The sequence below is a fragment of the Faecalimonas hominis genome (assembly GCF_054660755.1).
Window position 1 is genome coordinate 1 of the sequence record NZ_BAAHSH010000027.1, and the last position, 14,233, is coordinate 14,233.

At 36.2% G+C, this 14,233-nt stretch carries 10 protein-coding genes; 7 read left to right on the forward strand and 3 right to left on the reverse strand.

Annotated features, from left to right (window positions below; translation table 11 throughout):
- Positions 1-55 precede the first annotated feature (55 nt).
- A complete protein-coding gene (locus tag ACYQ35_RS04765; RefSeq protein WP_009461546.1) occupies positions 56-757 on the reverse strand; it encodes a class I SAM-dependent methyltransferase in 702 nt (233 codons plus the stop codon).
- Positions 747-1,634, reverse strand: coding sequence for a LysR substrate-binding domain-containing protein (locus tag ACYQ35_RS04770; protein ID WP_459830804.1), 888 nt, complete (start codon positions 1,632-1,634; stop codon positions 747-749). Before ACYQ35_RS04770 ends, ACYQ35_RS04765 begins: the two co-directional genes overlap by 11 nt.
- 146 nt (positions 1,635-1,780) lie before the next feature.
- On the opposite strand from ACYQ35_RS04770, the gene ACYQ35_RS04775 reads away from it, so the two are divergent.
- Together ACYQ35_RS04775 and ACYQ35_RS04780 are read left to right on the forward strand one after the other, a co-directional pair.
- Positions 1,781-2,680 carry an NAD(P)/FAD-dependent oxidoreductase gene (locus ACYQ35_RS04775; RefSeq protein WP_009461542.1) on the forward strand — a complete coding sequence of 300 codons (900 nt, stop codon included), beginning with the start codon at positions 1,781-1,783 and terminating at the stop codon, positions 2,678-2,680.
- Positions 2,681-2,690: 10 nt separating this feature from the next.
- A complete protein-coding gene (locus ACYQ35_RS04780) occupies positions 2,691-3,722 on the forward strand; it encodes a YeiH family protein (RefSeq protein ID WP_009461541.1) in 1,032 nt (343 codons plus the stop codon).
- 54 nt (positions 3,723-3,776) lie between these two features.
- Here ACYQ35_RS04780 and ACYQ35_RS04785 read toward each other — a convergent pair whose 3' ends face one another.
- Positions 3,777-4,898, reverse strand: a complete 1,122-nt coding sequence (locus tag ACYQ35_RS04785) for an MFS transporter (RefSeq protein WP_459830808.1) — start codon at positions 4,896-4,898, stop codon at positions 3,777-3,779.
- A 232-nt stretch (positions 4,899-5,130) separates the two neighbouring features.
- Between ACYQ35_RS04785 and ACYQ35_RS04790 the strand changes: the two genes are divergently transcribed.
- The 5 genes from ACYQ35_RS04790 to ACYQ35_RS04810 all read left to right on the forward strand — a co-directional run bounded on the left by ACYQ35_RS04790 (position 5,131) and on the right by ACYQ35_RS04810 (position 14,207).
- Positions 5,131-9,954, forward strand: coding sequence for a discoidin domain-containing protein (locus ACYQ35_RS04790; protein WP_459830811.1), 4,824 nt, complete (start codon positions 5,131-5,133; stop codon positions 9,952-9,954).
- A gap of 47 nt (positions 9,955-10,001) precedes the next feature.
- Positions 10,002-10,184, forward strand: coding sequence for a ferredoxin (locus ACYQ35_RS04795; RefSeq protein ID WP_459639351.1), 183 nt, complete (start codon positions 10,002-10,004; stop codon positions 10,182-10,184).
- Positions 10,185-10,315: 131 nt separating this feature from the next.
- Complete coding sequence (locus ACYQ35_RS04800) at positions 10,316-11,707, forward strand: aminopeptidase (RefSeq protein WP_459639350.1); 1,392 nt, start codon at positions 10,316-10,318, stop codon at positions 11,705-11,707.
- Between the two features lie 77 nt (positions 11,708-11,784).
- Positions 11,785-13,572: an aminopeptidase P family N-terminal domain-containing protein gene (locus ACYQ35_RS04805; RefSeq protein ID WP_459830815.1), complete on the forward strand. Its 1,788-nt coding sequence runs from the start codon at positions 11,785-11,787 to the stop codon at positions 13,570-13,572.
- 8 nt (positions 13,573-13,580) lie between these two features.
- A complete protein-coding gene (locus ACYQ35_RS04810) occupies positions 13,581-14,207 on the forward strand; it encodes an HAD family hydrolase (RefSeq protein WP_009461535.1) in 627 nt (208 codons plus the stop codon).
- Positions 14,208-14,233 lie beyond the last annotated feature (26 nt).

Consider the following 14,233-nt stretch of genomic DNA (forward strand, 5'->3'; position numbering starts at 1 on the left):
CTTTTCTTCATAGTCTCAGGGATTGCTTAGGCAGTCCCTTTTTTGTGATACTATTTTAAATTTTTCTATATTCCGCAATAAAAAATAGTGGCAAATCTTTAGTTTTGGTTTTGCCGTCGTAGGATACAGGCTCTTCTGTATGTATAAGCATAAATCCATTTTTAGATGCTGTATTCAAATATTCAGATAAGGGACGATGAAAATGTGTTGTTTCACCCCAAAATGTATTTTTAAATTGATAAGGTTCAATATAATTAGAGATTACTTTTGCATATTTGAAATGGTTTTCATCTTCAAGCCACTCTGCGTCATAGAACGCAGGGTGGACAATTGCGTAGAAGAAAATCCCATTTTTCTTTAATATCCGTTGGCATTCTGAGAAAATAAGGTCTATATTTTCGATGTCCATTAAAACTTGATTGCAGAGAATTATATCAAAACTATTATCTGAAAAAGGAAGCGGCTGATTAAAATCAGCAAGTTCAAAATGACAGTCGGGATATTGTTCTTTGGCGAGTCTTAACATTTCTTTAGACCCGTCTATCCCTATAGCATTTGCATTAACGGTTCTAAAATAATTTGTATAAACTCCATATCCACAACCTAAATCTAAAACATTTTCATTATTTAATTTTGGAAAGCGTTTCATAATAATCTGTTTATTGATTGAAACAAAAGAGGACTGTTCTTGCTGTTTCATATAATTATCAGCGGCAAAATTCCATTCAGTTATGATATTATCTTTTCTACTCTTCATACTCCTTCAACTCCTCAAAAATCTTTTCATACTCCGTAGAAAAAACACTGTCCTTATTCCACAGAAATGTAAAATCATGTTTAATCATAAAATCAGATAAAGGTATCTGCATTAAAGTTCCGTTGGCAATCTCTTCCTCCACAGCCGCCTTATATAGGAAGGAAATACCACAATCCTGCCGAAGCAGATTAACGATTGTGTGAATATTTTCCACTTCGACAATATGACGGAAATCATTGACGGACATATTTTTCATAGCGAGTGTTTTTGTTAAAATTGCTCTTGTTCCGGAACCATGTTCTCTTATAATCAGCCGTTCAGAAGTTAAATCTGTGAGTGTCCGTATTGGATTTTGAAAGATATGCTTCGTGGAAGCAACGGCAATATATTCTTCTGTCTTATAAATACGGGTATTATAGTTGTCAGGTTTAAAATAACCTTCCACAATGGCGAAATCAATACTTCCCTCGTAAAGATAACTGAGAAGGGATTGAGTATTTCCGTAGCGGACATGAAAATCGGTATTCTCGTGGGATTTAATTAATTTTGTAAGAGCAGGAACGAGAGCGTATTCTCCGATAGTCATTGTAACACCAAACGTGAGAATGTTTTTTCCTGCCAGACTTTCTTTCATGCGTTTTTTTAATGTGTTTTCATCGTTTCGCATTGTTTCTAGAGCAGAACGCAAGATTTCCCCTGCCGGTGTGAGAAGAAGACGTTTTTTATCACGAATAAACAGAGGGGAATCATATTTTTTCTCCAAATATTTAATGTGTTGGGAAACAGCGGGCTGGGTTAGATTTAAGGCTTCACCGGCATGGGTAAAATTCATATATTCACATACTTTTAAAAAAGTTTCCATTCTAAAATCAAGCATAATTTCCTCCGTAAAAGTTTAATAAAATAACAATAACATATATTTATGGTAGTATCAATAATTATAATTTTACAAAATGCTTATACGGGTATATAGTATGAGCAAGAGGAACACATTAAAGATAAAAAAGAAAAGAGGAAATAGTTATGATGTATGATGTTGTGATTATCGGTGCAGGTCCGGCAGGAATCAGTGCAGGAATTTACGCAGTGAGCAGAGGGAAAAAAGTGTTGATTGTGGAGAAAAATATTGTAGGCGGATTGATTGGAAAAGTTTCTACGGTTACGCATTATGCAGGGATTATGTCAGAAGAAACAGGAGTCACTTTTGCGAATCGCTTGAAAGAGCAGGCAGAAAGTGCAGGAATTGAAATCGCATATGGTGAAGTAAAACGAGTTGAACTTACGGGAGAAGTGAAGAAAATCTATACAGAGGATAAGGCTTATTCAGCGAAAAAAATTGTTTTGGCAAATGGAACAACTCCTAGAAAACTTGGTATTATCGGAGAAAAGGAACTTGCTGGAAAGGGAATGGGCATGAATGCACAGAGAGATGGAGAAAGATATCAGGGAAAACATGTTTACGTTGTAGGTGGTGCAGACGGAGCGGTAAAAGAGGCATTATATTTGTCAAAATATGCTGAACAGGTAACGATTATCCATTTTGAAGAAACGCTTGGATGCATTGCAGAATTTAGAGAGAAGGTGGCAAGAACACCAAATATGAAACTTCGTTTAGGTTCAAGACTTCATGCGGTGTACGGAGTGGATAAAGTGGAATCGTTGGAAATTTCTGATGAAAAGACCGGTGCAATAGAAACGATTTCTGATTCGGGATGTGGTATTTTCGTTTATGCAGGAACGACACCAAACACGGAATTATATACAGAGTTGAAGTTGGAAAATGGATTTATTCCGGTTGATGAAAATATGGAAACAGAGATTGAAGGGGTTTATGCGGCAGGAGATATTCGAGTGAAACAGGTGCGTCAGGTATCTACGGCTGTTGCAGATGGAACAGTAGCGGGAGTACATTTAGCGAAATAGGAGGGAACAGATGAAGTTTATAGAAAAGAATTGGAAAGGCTTATTGCTTTGTCTTGCAATAGCAGTGCCGTCCAGTATGTTAGGAAAAAAATTTGCCATTATCGGCGGTCCGGTGTTTGCTATTATTATCGGAATGATTTTGGCTCTTTTAGTAAAAAATAAAACAGCATTTGAATCGGGAGTGAAATTTACATCGAAGAAAATTTTGCAGTATGCAGTTGTTCTTCTCGGATTTGGAATGAATTTAAAAGTTGTGATGCAGACGGGAAAACAGTCGTTACCGATTATTATTTGTACAATCAGTACTTCACTGATTATCGCATACATTATGCACAGGGTAATGCGTGTGCCGACTAAGATTTCTACATTAATCGGTGTAGGCTCATCTATATGTGGAGGTTCTGCCATTGCGGCGACAGCGCCGGTTATTGATGCAGAAGAGGAGGAAGTTGCACAGGCAATTTCAGTTATCTTTCTATTTAATGTGTTAGCAGCATTGATTTTTCCGATGCTTGGAACAGGACTTGGATTTTCAACAACATCAGGTGAGGCGTTCGGTATATTTGCGGGGACAGCGGTAAATGATACTTCTTCAGTTACTGCGGCGGCGTCCACATGGGACAGTATGTATCAATTGGGAAGTCAGACGTTGGATAAAGCGGTAACGGTAAAACTAACAAGAACATTGGCAATTATTCCGATTACACTTGTGTTGGCATTTATGAGAGCAAGAAAAGCAGAAAATGAAAGTGGAGAGAAAGTATCACTGAAGAAAGTTTTCCCATTTTTTATTCTTTTCTTTATCGGGGCAAGTTTGATTACAACGGTTGCTACATCTATGGGTGTGCCTGCGACAATGTTTAATCCGCTGAAAGAGTTATCAAAATTCTTTATCGTTATGGCTATGGCTGCCATTGGATTTAATACGGATATTGTAAAACTGGTTAAAAGTGGCGGGCGTCCGATTTTACTCGGAATGTCATGCTGGGTTGGTATTACGGCAGTGACACTTGGAATGCAGCATTTTATGCATATATGGTAATTACATAAAAAGACGCATGAAATTTCTTGGAAAAGAAATCTCATGCGTTTTGCATTATTTTTTTCTTGCTTGGAAAATCAATATAAAGATAAGGATAATACTAAAGATACATCCTAACATTGTGAATATATCAAACACGTTTATTTTTTCTAATTTTGCAGAGCCAAGTAGAAAGAAAACTTCTATAATATTTGCACTCATATTATAACAGGACAAAATAGTTGCCCGCTGTTGTCCATACCCCATATAGTCAATATAATTGTTTTGATATTTTTCAAAATAAACATTTAAAAGTGATAAAAGAGTTGGAAGTATCAGCATTGGGAAAAATATAGTACGGCTGCGGCAGAGAGAAATAGAAAAAATACAAAAAATGCACATCACTGAGCAGACGTAAATTTTTTTCAATAAGTTATTTTCACCAAATGTTTGTGTGAGTTTCGGTACATTCAGTTGTATTGTCGTATAGAGTAAAATCAGTATACTCATATAACGTTCATCCATGCGAAATTGAGTTAAAATTCCAATATAGAAAAAGTTAATGATAAGAAAACTAATCTTAATAATTCCAATAAAAAGGCTGATGGTAATATCCGTTAAATGAAAAGAAAATGAAAAATTCTTTTTGACAGGATATTTTTTCTCTTTTGGAAGACGAAAAGACAATAAAAGACCGATGAAGGAACAGAGAGCAGTTAGTGCCAGCAATCCGTCCATTCCCCATATAGAATACATGTAAGGGAATGTAAGTGTAGATAAAATAAATCCTAAGTGAGAATAGTTGTCTACAACAGAAAGTGAATAGGCAAAATGTTCTTCCGACAGTTGATAAAGATAACCGGACATTGTTCCCGAATATAAAGCGATAGAGATGCCTTCCAATATAGCCTCTATGCAAAAGAAGTAAAAGTTTCCTGCAAAAACCATAAGTATTCTTGCAAGAAACGTAAAAGTGCTGTTTAAAATAAGTGTTTTCCGATAGCCGATTTTATCGGTGATATATCCGCAAGGTATTTCAAAAATAAAAATACTGATTGATAACACTGATTGTAACACAAAAAACTGAGAATAGGTAATTCCCATTCTTGTACGGACAAGCAATGCAACAGGTGCATAAAAAATTAATCCTCCAAACAAAGAAATATGTTTTAGTGTGGTTATATTTCTATGTTTCATTTTCATGTCCTTTCGTATTTAATTGTATGTAATGAAATAATGAAAATCTAATGCGGACTTCTCATCATAAACTCTCCTTTAGTAAATTTCGTACGTATAATTATAACATATGGAAACTTTTTTGTGCAAGATGAAAAAAAGAGTGTACATTTTCTGGAAAATTTGCTATTATTTTAGCAAGTAGGCATTTTATGGAAACCTTGCTAAAAAGTAAAAAGGAAGGAAAAAGAAAATGAAAAAGTGGAAGAAAAAGGTACTTGCCTTAGCGTTAAGTATGTCATTGGCGGTTACTGGAAATGTGACGATTTTCGCTGAAACAAAGGCGCCAAAAGCAAATGATGATTTAGCATTGGGCAAGACAGTAACTGCAAGTTCGGATCATGCAAATTTCCCAAAATCTAATTTAACAGATGAGAACCAAGAAAGCCGTTGGTCAGCAGAGCAAAAACCAACACAGTGGGCATATGTTGATTTAGGGGCAAAGAAAAGCATGAATTACTTTTCAATGCTTTGGGAAAGTGACTCACAGTATGCAACAGATTTTGAGATTTATGTTTCAGACAGTACAACAGAATGGGGTGAACCTGTAACAACAAAAACAGGAAACACAACAAGAAAAACAGAAGTAAAATTGAATCATACTGTGGAAGGACGTTACGTTAAATTAAATGTAACTAAAGTAAATGATTATCCAAATGTAAGTTGTTGTGATTTTCAGGTGAAACTTGTGGATGGCACAACAGAACCTGAACAACCTGAACAGCCTCAGAAACCACAAGACCCACAGGAAAACGTGGCACAGGGACAACCGTCATTCTCAGACTCTTTTGAAGCAGATAATTTAAAAGTAGAAAAAGCATTTGACGGTAATACAAAAGACACAAGATGGGCAAGTGCGGTAAATTCTAACCCACACTGGATTTATGTAGACTTAGGTGCAGTAAAAGATGTAAAAACAATCCGACTTTTCTGGGAAACAAGAAAGGCTACAAAATACCGTATTCAGACAGCGACAACATTAAGCAATCCAATGAAAGAAACAGATTGGAAAGATGTTAAGGTAATGAATGAACGTCCTGCAAGTAAAACAGAAAAAATCACATTGGAAAATACAGAAAAGGCACGTTATGTTCGTCTTATGATTGATAAGTTCACAGCTGAAGATGTTGACGGCGGGGCAACATGGAATACGATTTCTGTTTACGAAATGGAAGTATACGGCGGAGAACCAAAAGCAGGTATGGACGATCTGGCAAAAGAAATTCAGATTAAAAAACCTGAAAGAACAGATGAAAAATTACAGGTAACATTACCTACATCTGATGATTATACAATTAAATATAACGGAACAGACTACGAACAGGTAGTTGGACCAAACTTAGAAATTTACCAGCCACTTGTAGATACAGTGGTAAAAGTTTCTTTCAAACTTACAGATAAGAAAAATGATAAAAATTATATGTTTGAAGAAAGAAATGTTGTTATCCCTGGTAAATTAGCAAAAGAAGAGGGAGATAATAAAGCACCGAAAGTACTTCCGGAATTACGTGAGTGGAAAGGTTCTACAGGAAACTTTACTCCTTCTGCAAGCAGCCGTATTGTTATTCAGAGTGATGCTTTAAAAGATATGGCAAATGCTTTTGCAAAAGATTATAAAGAAATTACAGGTAAAGAAATCAGCGTTGTTAAAGGAGAAGCAAAACCGGGTGATTTCTATTTTGCATTGACAACAGATAAAACAAAAGGTCTTCAGAAAGAAGGCTACTTAATGAACATTACAGATAAAGTAACTGTTGAGGCAGAAACAACAACAGGTGCTTTCTGGGCAACGAGAACAATTTTACAGAGTTTAAAATTAACAAACAATATTCCAAAAGGACAGACAAGAGATTATCCATTATATGAAGTACGTGGATTTATTTTGGACGTAGGAAGAAAAACATTTACAATGGATTACCTTCAGCAAGTTGTAAAGGCAATGTCATGGTACAAAATGAATGACTTCCAAGTACACTTAAACGATAATTTAATTCCATTGGAAAACTATTCTAAAGCAGGAAAAGACCCAATGACAGCGTACTCAGGTTTCCGTTTGGAATCTGATATTAAAAAAGGCGGTAACGGTGGAAAGAACAAAGCCGACTTAACAAGTAAAGATGTGTTCTATACAAAAGATGAATTTAGAAACTTTATTAAAGAATCAAGAACTTATGGTGTAAATATCATTCCGGAAATTGACGTACCGGCACATTCTCTTGCATTGACAAAAGTAAGACCTGATCTTAGACACGGTACATATGGCAGAGATAATGACCACTTAAACTTAATTGACAAATATGATGACAGTATATCATTTGTTAAAAGTATTTTTAATGAATACATGGGAAAAGATTTGTCTAATCCGGTATTTGATAAAGATACAATCGTTCATGTAGGAGCAGATGAATATACTGCTGACGGAAATGCTTACAGAAGATTTGCAAATGATATGCTCGGTTATGTAAAAGAAAACGGACGTACACCTCGTATTTGGGGAAGTTTGACTCAGATTAAAGGTAATGTGGCTGTACAGAGCGAAGGCGTTCAGATGAACTTATGGAACGGCGGCTGGGCAAATATGAATCAGATGTATAATGAAGGATTTGATTTAATTAACTGTAATGACGGTAATTATTATGTTGTTCCAAATGCAGGATATTACTATGATTATTTAAATAACAATGTCTTATATGATCTTGCAATTAATACAATTGGTAATACGACAATTCCGGCAGGTGACAAACAGATGATTGGTGGAGCATTTGCAGTATGGAATGATATGACAGACTACCTTGATAATGGTGTAAGTGAATATGACGTATATGACCGTATCAATGAACCAATTGCATTATTTGGTGCAAAACTTTGGGGCAAGGGAAATATGAATATGAATGAAGCACTCAGTTTGTCAAAACAAATTAGTGATGCTCCACAAACAAACTTTGGATACGAAACAGCAACAGATAGCGAAGGTGCTATCGTAAACTATCCAATGGATGATAAGGCTGATTACTCAGCAAACAAACATAACCTTGCAGACGGTAAAAATGCAGAGATTACAAACGTTGACGGTAAGAGTGCATTAAAATTAAATGGAAAAGAAAGTTACATGAACACAGAAGTCGGAACAGTAGGACTTGGAAACGACCTTCGTGTGAAAGTGAAACGTACTTCTGAAAGTACAGATGAACAAGTTTTATTTGAAAGCAGTTATGGAAGTATTAAAGCAGTACAGAAAAAAACAGGAAAAGTTGGTATTTCAAGAGAGAACTTTGACTATTCATTTAACTATGAATTACCTGTAAATGAATGGGTAGAATTAGAAATCAAGAACAAACAGAACCGTGTAGAATTATATGTAAACGGTGCGTTAAAAGATACTCTTGGTGACGGTGAACAGGTTGAAGGAAGACCAATGCTTGCAACAACAATGTTCCCAATTGATACAATCGGAAGCAAAACAAAAGCATTTGAAGGTTATGTGGATGACATTCGTGTTGGAAAGGCAGTAGAGGGTACATACACATCTACAATCGCTTTAGACCGTGCAGTTTGGACAGCAACAGAAGTAGCAAAAGATAATGAAGCATTAAAACCATTATTAGAAGAAGCAAAACAACTGTTGACAAAATTCAACCCAACAAAAGCAGAAGTGGAAAACTTGACAAACAGAATTAACGAAGTGATTTCTTCTTCAGAATTTAAAAAGGCTGATTATAGCAGAGTAGAAAAATACTTAGCATTAGTTCCGGAAGATTTATCTGCATTTACAAAAGAAACAGTAGATAATCTTAACTATGTAATCGATTCTATTCGTTATGACCTTCCGGCATCTATGCAGGATGTTGTAGACGGATATGAAAAATCATTAGCAAAAGCATTAAAAGAATTAAAGATTTATGAGGCAGCTAATGTAAATTATGTAGACAATAGAACAGTAAAGGCGACTGCTTGTTCAAAAAATGGTAGTGAAGGACCGGATAAAGCTATTGACGGAAACAAAAATACAATCTGGCATACAAACTACAGCGGCGAAGATAAATGTGCAGGTAATCAACACTGGATTAACTTTGAGATGAAAGAGCCTACAGCAGTAAATGGATTGACATATACTCCGCGTGCAAACGGTGGAAACGGAAATCTTACAAGTTATGAAATTAAAGCCAGTGATGATGGAAAAAATTATACAACAGTTAAAACTGGAACTCTTGCAGATGATGCAAAAGAAAAAGTAATCGACTTTGGTAAGACAGTTACAACAAAACATATCCGTGTTATTTATAAAGCATCTCATGGCGGATTTGGTTCAGCAGCAGAATTTTTAATCCACCGTGCAGGAGTAAAAGCAGATGTGGAAGGATTAAAAGCTTTAATCACAGAAGCAAAAGAAATGGATAAAAAAGGCTACACAACAGAATCATGTGCTGCTCTACAGGCCAAGATTGAAGAGGCAGAAAAACTTGCTAATTCAGAAAATCCTGATGCAAATGATGTAGAAGTAATGAAAAAAGAATTAAGAAAAGCAATGACTTCTCTTGTTCTTGAAGGCAAAGGCGAAGCAAATGACGGAAAAGATGCTTTAAGAAAAGCAGTTGAAAAGTATAGTAAATATGATGAAAAAGACTATACGGCAGATTCATGGAAAGTATTTGAGGACGCATTAAATACTGCTAAAAAAGTTTTAGCAAATAAAAACGCAACAGAAAAACAAATTGCCGACGCCTTGAATGCATTAAATGCAGCAGCAGACGCACTTGTTCCAGCCGAAAACGGCAATGGAGGAAATGGAAACCAAGATGGAAACGGTAACGGAAATCAGGGTGGAAGCGACAGCGGAAATCAAGGTGGAAACGGTAGTGGAAATCAAGGCGGGAACGGTAGCGGAAATGGTAATAACAAACCGGCAGGAACAAAACCACCAAAAACAGCAGATGCAACACCAATCGGTTTATGGTTAGCATTATTAGTTGTGGCAGGCGGAAGTATTTTCTTTTCAAAAAAAAGAAAACATTCATAAGATAAGAAAAAGTGGGAATCCTAAATAAAAAAGTAGGAGGAACACTGATGAAAGCAAAAGTGAATGAAGGCTGTATTGCCTGTGGAATGTGTGTAAGCCTCTGCCCTGAAGTTTTTCAGTTTAATGATGAAGGATTGGCGGAGGCGTACGCTGATATAACTGAAGAGATAAAGGAGGCAGCCAAGGACGCAAGAGATGGATGTCCGGTTTCCGTAATTGATTTAAGTTAAAAAAGGTATGGCATTTGAATTTCAGATGCCATATCTTTTTTGGTCTATGGAAATTCCTATGGAAAGATTGACTTTTGCTATTTAAAGCGATATAATGACAGAGAATTAAATTGAAGTAAGGAGAATACGCTATGGAAAGAAAAAATATGTGGAAACAGTATACTGCAGAACAGTTAAACGAAGTAGAAGAAGTTAGCAAAAGATATAAAGATTGTCTTGATGCGGGAAAAACAGAAAGAGAATGTGTAAGTCTTGCTGTTTCTATGGCAGAAGAACACGGCTATCGTAATCTGGAAGAGTGTATTGCTGAAAATACAGAATTAAAAGCAGGAGATAAAGTATATGTAAACCAAATGGGCAAAGCATTGGCTTTATTCCAAATCGGACAGAAACCATTAGAAGAAGGAATGAACATTCTTGGAGCTCACGTAGACTCACCAAGAATTGATATCAAACAAAATCCACTTTATGAAGATACAGATTTAGCATACTTAGATACACATTATTATGGCGGTATCAAAAAATATCAGTGGGTTTCCATTCCATTGGCAATTCATGGAACAGTTGCTAAGAAAGACGGAACAACAGTTGATATTGTTGTAGGAGAAAAGGAAGATGACCCAGTACTTGTTATTTCAGATCTTTTGATTCACCTTGCAGGAGAACAGATGGATAAGAAGGCAAGCGTTGTAATTGAAGGGGAAGGACTTGATGTTTTAGTTGGTTCAAAACCACTTTCAACAGAGGATAAGGAAGAAAAAGAATTAGTAAAAGCAACTATTCTTTCTTTCTTAAAAGATAATTACGGAATTGAAGAAGAAGATTTCTTATCTGCTGAGTTAGAAATTGTACCTGCAGGAAAAGCAAGAGATTGCGGATTTGATAGAAGCATGATTATGGGATATGGACATGATGACAGAATTTGTGCATTTACATCATTATTTGCTATGTTAGAAGTAGAAAATCCTGAGAGAACAAGTTGTTGTTTATTAGTGGATAAAGAAGAAATCGGAAGTGTAGGAGCAACAGGTATGGAATCAAAATTCTTTGAAAATGCAGTTGCAGAATTAGTTGCCCTTACAGTAGGAGAATCTTCATTGAAAGTAAGACGTGCCCTTCAGAACTCATATATGCTTTCTTCAGACGTTAGTGCAGCATATGACCCTATGTTTGCAAATGCATTTGAAAAGAAAAATACAGCATATTTTGGACGTGGACTTTGCTTAAATAAATATACAGGAGCAAGAGGAAAGAGCGGTTCAAGTGATGCAAACGCAGAATATATTGCAAAAATCCGTAAAGTATTTGATGATAATGAAATCGGTTTCCAGACAGCAGAGTTAGGTAAAGTTGACTTTGGTGGAGGCGGAACAATCGCTTACATCATGGCAGATTACGGAATGAATGTTATTGACAGCGGTATGGCAGTGTTATCTATGCACGCTCCATGGGAAATTGCAAGTAAAGCAGACATTTATGAAGGATACAAAGGTTATAAGGCATTTTTAAGAGAAATGAAATAAAGATGATGAAAAAGCTACAACACGAAAGTGTAGTGGCTTTTTCTATAGTTATTATGTATTTTACAGGAGGAGAGAAAATGAGTATACAGGAAAGAATTTCGATGTTGCGTGAACAAATGAAAAGTCACGGTATAGATATATATATTGTACCGACAGCAGATTTTCATCAGAGCGAATATGTAGGAGAATATTTTAAGGCAAGAAAATTTATTACAGGGTTTAGCGGTTCAGCGGGAACGGCGGTAATCACTTTAGAGGAAGCACGTCTTTGGGTAGACGGAAGATATTTTATTCAGGCTGCGGAACAGTTACAGGGTACGGGAATTCAGATGATGAAAATGGGACGGCCGAACGTACCGACATTGGATAAATATTTGGAAGAAGCATTACAGAATGGTCAGACACTCGGTTTTGACGGAAGAGTTGTTTCTATGGGAAATGGGCAGAAATATGCTAAAATTGTAGAAGAAAAACAGGGAAAAATCGTGTATGATATGGACTTAATCGGAGAAATTTGGGAAGACAGACCGTCACTTTCCAAAGAGCCTGTATTTGCTTTAGAGGAAAAATATACCGGAGAATCTACCGAGAGTAAATTAAGCAGAATTAGAGAAGTGATGAAAGAAAACGGTGCAACCGTACATATTTTAACGACATTGGATGATATTTGCTGGACATTGAATATACGAGGAAATGATATTGAGTTTTTCCCTCTTGTTCTTTCTTATGCGATTATCACAATGGACAAAATGCATTTATACATTGATGAAACAAAATTAAGTGATGAGATAAGAGTAAATATGGAAGCGGACGGCGTTATTTTACATAAATATAATGCCATTTATGAGGATGTAAAACAAATCGGTGAAGAAGAAGTTCTTCTGATTGACCCGATGTGCTTGAATTATGCGATTTACAGTAATATTTCTGCCGATGTGAAAAAAGTGGAAAAAAGAAATCCGGAAGTGTTGTTTAAAGCGATGAAAAATCCGTCAGAAGTAGAAAATATGCGTCAGGCACAAATTAAAGACAGTGTTGCCCATGTTAAATTTATGAAATGGTTAAAAGAAAATGTTGGAAAAATAACGATTACGGAAATGAGTGCGTCTGATAAATTAGATGAGTTCCGTGCAGAGATGGGTAACTTCATCAGACCAAGTTTTGAGCCGATTTCTTCTTATGGGGAACACGCCGCACTATGCCATTACACATCTTCACCGGAAACAGATGTGGAATTGAAAGAAGGAAATATTTTCCTAACAGACACAGGCGCCGGTTTCTATGAAGGTTCAACAGATATTACAAGGGCTTACGCTTTGGGAGAAATACCGGAGAATATGAAAGAAGACTTTACTGTTGTTGCCATGTGTAATTTAGAATTGTCAAATGCAAAATTTATGGAAGGATGCACAGGAGTAAACTTAGATATTTTGGCGAGAAAACCATTGTGGGAAAGAAACAAAGATTATAATCACGGAACAGGTCATGGTATAGGATATTTATTGAATATTCACGAAGACCCTGCAAATTTCCAATTAAGATATCGTGAAGGAAATACGGCAGTTTTACAGGAAGGTATGATACTTACGGTTGAGCCGGGAATTTATATTGAAGGTTCACACGGAGTACGTCTGGAGAACGAGGTTCTTGTATGCAAAGGCGAAAAAAATGAGTACGGACAGTTTATGTATTTAGAAACAATCACATATGTTCCATTCGATTTAGATGCGATTAAGCCAGAGATGCTGACAGAAGAATACAGACGGTATCTGAATACTTATCACAAAACGGTATACGAAAAAGTTTCTCCATACTTAAATGAAGAAGAAAAAGAATGGCTTAAAAAATATACGAGAGAAATATAGGAGTGAAAATGCAGATAGAAAGTATTATTTTAGATGTGGACGGAACATTGTGGGATTCCACGGAGTTAGTGGCAAAGTCATGGAACAGAGCGATTCGTGATATAGGTATTACGCATATTGATGTGACAGCAGACCGGCTGAAAACATTGTTCGGCAGAACGATGAAAGAGATTGCAGACGTTGTTTTAGCGGGGTGTTCCGAGGAAGAAAAAGCACAGGTCATGGACTTATGCTGTCAGTACGAACATGAAGATTTGGAAAATGATGAGTGCGATATGTTGTATCCCAATGTAAGGGAAACCATTATCGAATTATCAAAAACACATCGGGTTTTTATTGTAAGCAACTGTCAATCCGGATACATTGAAATGTTTTTAAAGAAAACAAATCTGGAAAAATATGTTACAGACATAGAATGTTTTGGAAATACCGGAAGAGGAAAAGGGGAAAACATTCGTTTGATTATGGAGAGAAATCATTCAGAAAGCGCCTGCTATGTAGGTGATATCCGAGGCGATTATGAGGCGTCAAAACAGGCGGGAGTTCCGTTTGTCTTTGCAGAGTATGGTTTTGGAGACGTCCCTGAAAGTGAATGGAAAATTAAAGAATTTTCAGAACTGCTGAAGTTAGAGTAGAGAAAAGGTATCGCATATCAGACTGG

Coding starts and splice junctions, on each gene's coding strand:
- ACYQ35_RS04765 (WP_009461546.1), bottom strand. CDS start 757: ATGAAGAGTAGAAAAGATAATATCATAACTGAATGGAATTTTGCCGCT.
- ACYQ35_RS04770 (WP_459830804.1), bottom strand. CDS start 1,634: ATGCTTGATTTTAGAATGGAAACTTTTTTAAAAGTATGTGAATATATG.
- ACYQ35_RS04775 (WP_009461542.1), top strand. CDS start 1,781: ATGATGTATGATGTTGTGATTATCGGTGCAGGTCCGGCAGGAATCAGT.
- ACYQ35_RS04780 (WP_009461541.1), top strand. CDS start 2,691: ATGAAGTTTATAGAAAAGAATTGGAAAGGCTTATTGCTTTGTCTTGCA.
- ACYQ35_RS04785 (WP_459830808.1), bottom strand. CDS start 4,898: ATGAAACATAGAAATATAACCACACTAAAACATATTTCTTTGTTTGGA.
- ACYQ35_RS04790 (WP_459830811.1), top strand. CDS start 5,131: ATGAAAAAGTGGAAGAAAAAGGTACTTGCCTTAGCGTTAAGTATGTCA.
- ACYQ35_RS04795 (WP_459639351.1), top strand. CDS start 10,002: ATGAAAGCAAAAGTGAATGAAGGCTGTATTGCCTGTGGAATGTGTGTA.
- ACYQ35_RS04800 (WP_459639350.1), top strand. CDS start 10,316: ATGGAAAGAAAAAATATGTGGAAACAGTATACTGCAGAACAGTTAAAC.
- ACYQ35_RS04805 (WP_459830815.1), top strand. CDS start 11,785: ATGAGTATACAGGAAAGAATTTCGATGTTGCGTGAACAAATGAAAAGT.
- ACYQ35_RS04810 (WP_009461535.1), top strand. CDS start 13,581: ATGCAGATAGAAAGTATTATTTTAGATGTGGACGGAACATTGTGGGAT.